This window comes from Methylomonas rivi (genome assembly GCF_024505165.1).
GTDB lineage: Bacteria > Pseudomonadota > Gammaproteobacteria > Methylococcales > Methylomonadaceae > Methylomonas > Methylomonas rivi.
This window is the reverse complement of the sequence record NZ_JANIBK010000257.1, coordinates 1-3016: the sequence shown is the minus strand read 5'-3', so window position 1 is coordinate 3016 and position 3016 is coordinate 1. Positions and strand designations below refer to the sequence as shown.

Annotated in this window: 3 protein-coding genes; all 3 read left to right on the top strand. The window is 55.4% G+C overall.

Annotated features, from left to right (window positions below; genetic code table 11):
- On the top strand, window positions 1-395 hold a 395-nt coding region (locus NP596_RS20775), incomplete at its 5' end, for a uroporphyrinogen-III synthase (protein ID WP_256617297.1).
- Window positions 379-1560: a uroporphyrinogen-III C-methyltransferase gene (locus tag NP596_RS20770; protein WP_256617296.1), complete on the top strand. Its 1182-nt coding sequence runs from the start codon at window positions 379-381 to the stop codon at window positions 1558-1560. The genes NP596_RS20775 and NP596_RS20770, both read left to right, overlap by 17 nt.
- Before the next feature lie 12 nt (window positions 1561-1572).
- Window positions 1573-2823, top strand: coding sequence for a heme biosynthesis HemY N-terminal domain-containing protein (locus NP596_RS20765; protein ID WP_256617295.1), 1251 nt, complete (start codon window positions 1573-1575; stop codon window positions 2821-2823).
- Window positions 2824-3016: the final 193 nt, after the last annotated feature.

The following is a 3016-nucleotide window of genomic DNA, read 5'->3' as shown; positions in this document are numbered from 1 at the left end:
GGCGCGTCACGATCGTGCGCGGCGTCGGCGGCCGGGAAAAGTTGGCGCAAACCCTGCGCGACCGGGGCGCCGAGGTGGCATACCTGGAAGTCTACCGCCGCCGCCTGCCCGATACAGGAAAGGACGAACTGCTCCAGACCTTGCGGCAAGAACAGCTGGACGCGGTCACCATCACCAGCGGCGAAGCGCTACAAAATCTGCTGGCCATGCTGGAACCGGCGGCGGCAAGTCTGCTGCGAAAACGGCCTTTGGTGGTGGCGAGCGGCAGAATCGGGCAATTGGCGCTTGAACTGGGTTTTGAACGAATTGCAGTCAGCCTGCAGCCAACGGATGCAGCAATTTTAGAGACATTGACGACGTTATTGAACGGGGAAAACAGTGGCCGAAGTAATTGAAGAACAACAAGAGGAAAAGCAAGCCCCGGCAGTGGTGGTAAAAAAGTCTCACGCCGGCTTATGGATAGGCATCACCGCCATTATTTTGGTCATCGGCCTGGCGGTGGCCGGTTTTTACTTCATGCAGCAGTTGCGCGCCACGCAGGATACCGAAAGCAGTCAGGATAACCTTAAACTGATCGAGATCGACAAGGAACTGAACGACCTGCAATCGCAATTATCCGGTCTGCAGTCGCAAATCGCCAACCTGAATGCCGAAATGACCGGCAAGGACAACCATTTCACGCAGACGCTGGCGGATTTCTCCAAACTGCACGAAGAGCATCTGAATACCGCCCGCAAGGAGCTGGAAACCTCGATTCTAGTATTGCAGCGCCAGCTGGGCAAAACCCGCGGCGACTGGCTGCTGGCGGATGCCGAATATTTGCTCAGCGTGGCGAACCAGCGATTGCATTTGGTGGGCGACGTCGCCACCACCCGCGAAGCGCTGGAAGCCGCCGACCAACGCTTGCGGGAGAGCGGCGACGCCTCGGTATTTAAAGTGCGCGAACAGATTGCCAAGGAAATCGCCCTGCTAAATAACGTGGTAGTGCCGGATATCGTCGGCATTTATGCCGGCATTCAGCATTTGCAATCGGCTGTCGAGGAATTGTCGGTATTTCTGCCGCATGCCGGCAAGGACCCCGAAAAAGCCGCTGTCCCGCAAGACTTATCCGAACACGGCCATGAAATTCTGGACAAGGTGGCCAAGCAGTTGGAAGGCTACGTGGTATTGCGGCATACCGAACAGCCGGTCAACGCCGTTTTATCACCCGAGGAAGCCCATTTCATCAAGCAGCAATTGAAAGTGCGGCTGGAAATGATCGAAATTGCCCTGGTGCAGCAAAACGACACCCTGTTCGCCAGCAGTATCGAAAACGCCAAGGAATGGCTGGTGAAGAATTTTGCCGAAAACCTGCAAACCGAACAATTCATCGCCGAGCTGAACAAACTGTCCGGCGTCCGGCTGCATAGCCAATATCCCGACGTCAGCGGCTCGTTGAAGCTGCTCAAGGACATCGGCAAGCTGCGACTGGAAACCGATAAAGCCGTACTTACCGATCCGCCGCCCGCCGCGGCCGCACCCGCGCCGGCTGCTTCCGAGCTGCCGGCTGGACAGTATTAAACGGGCCGCGCCATGAGAAACGCACTCTACTTCCTTGCCTCCCTGCTTTGCGCGGTTGCCGTGGCCTTTGCCTTGCACAGCTGGCTGGCCCAACATAACGACCCAGGCTACGTATTGATCGGTTTCGGGCACTGGTCCCTGGAAACCTCGCTGACGGTATTTACCGTCGCGCTAGTGATCGGTTTTTTTGCGCTGTACAGCTTTTTCCGCTTGATGGGGGTTTTATTGCGCCTGCCCGGCCAATTTTCCAAACGCCGCCGCAACATCAAATTCAACCGCTCGCAGGAAGCTCTGATCGCCGGCCTGTTCGACGCAGCGGACGGCAATTGGGAAAGCGCCGAAAAAGTCTTGATCAAACACGCCGCCAACAGCGGCGCGCCGTTGCTGCATTATCTAACGGCTGCCCGCGCGGCCCAATCCCGCGGCGCGTTGGACAAACGCGACGAATATTTGCAAAAAGCCGCCGAACAATCTTCGGATAATAATTTGACCGTCGGCCTGACCCAGGCCGAACTGCATATGTCCGAACAGCAATTCGAGCAAGCCATAGAGACCTTGAGCAAGCTGCAATCCATCAACCCCGGTCATGGCCGGGTATTGAAAATGATGCATCAGGCCTATCAACATCTCGGCGATTGGGAAGGCTTGAGCAAACTGTTGCCTTCGCTGCAGCAAAACAAGGTATTGATGGAAACCGAAGTCAAACTGCTGCAAACCAAGACCTATAGCGGCCAGCTGAAAAAAGCCGCCGAACAGAACGATACAGCGGCCATTCAAACCAGCTGGAACGAGATTCCCGACCACATTAAATCCCTGCCCGGCATTGCCAACATCTATTTTGCCGCCATGATCGCGGCGGGCGCCGGCAACAGCATTGAAGACGCCATCATCAAGCAACTCGGCAAACACTGGGACGCCACCCTGCTGGAACTGTACTCCAATATCGAAACGGAGAACGCCCCCAGGCAATTGCAAACCGCCGAGCAATGGTTGGCCGTGTATCCGAACGACCCGACCTTGTTAAAGACGCTGGGCAAACTGGCGCAAAAAGTCGGCCAAATGGAAAAAGCCGAGCAATATTTACTGAAAAGCCTGAACATCGAAGCCAGCGTAGGGGTTTGCCAACTGTTGGGCGAAGCGATGCTGCGAAACGACGACAAAGACAAAGCCTGCCAATATTTCAAACGCGGCTTGGAGTTGGCATCGAAAGAAGTGCTGTCCCAATTGGAAGACCAAGCCCAGCCAGGGTCGGCCCAAGCTTAACGCCGAATATTGAAAAATCTCGAATCTGTGGTGCGGCAAGGCCGTCAGGTTGGCTGAAATCGTAGGCCGGAATAACGTATATAAGACGCCTTCGTAGCCTCGGTTAGCGAAGCGTAACCGAAGAAAAATACTTATCGCCAAGAAAAGCCTAACATTCCCACGATTACGCTCACGCTAATCGTGGCTACACGAG

Excerpts from the sequence above, each read along its gene's own strand:
- NP596_RS20765 (WP_256617295.1), top strand. The coding sequence starts at position 1,573 with ATGAGAAACGCACTCTACTTCCTTGCCTCCCTGCTTTGCGCGGTTGCC.